Source organism: Tabrizicola sp. YIM 78059, from assembly GCF_004959785.1.
Lineage (GTDB): Bacteria > Pseudomonadota > Alphaproteobacteria > Rhodobacterales > Rhodobacteraceae > Tabrizicola > Tabrizicola caldifontis.
Window position 1 is genome coordinate 1 of sequence record NZ_SJZH01000074.1, and the last position, 441, is coordinate 441.

Below are 441 nucleotides of genomic sequence, written 5' to 3' on the forward strand. Positions count from 1 at the left end.
GCGTCACGCAGGTCGGCATGCCGCAGGCGAACCTGACGGCGCAGCTCCTCGGCCTCGGCGGGGCAACCGCTGACAGCTACAACCGGCTGTCGGTGAACACGCCCGCAGTCCTTCTGAACAACGCGGGCGCGGGCATCGAAGCCACGGTGAACAAGGCTGCGGCCGGGAACGACGCCGCCTTCGCGTTCAAGACCGGCTTCTCCGCCCGCGCCCTCATCGGCCTTCTCGGCAACGACGATTTCAGCTTCAAGGTCAGCCCGGACGGGTCGACCTTCTTCGACGCGATCCGGATCGACCGCGCTAGCGGCCAGGTGGAACTGCCGCAGCCCACGTTTCTGCCGGGCCTCAGCGCCGCGCCGACCCCGCCTCCCGCAGGGAAAGCCGCCGTCTATGCGCGCAACCGCGCCGGGGCGCCGTGGATCGACGTCATGCGCCCCTCGG

At 70.3% G+C, this 441-nt stretch carries 1 pseudogene; it reads left to right on the forward strand.

The window, feature by feature from the left end:
* Positions 1–441, forward strand: a pseudogene (locus tag EZM81_RS18100) (DUF2793 domain-containing protein); the annotation flags it as partial.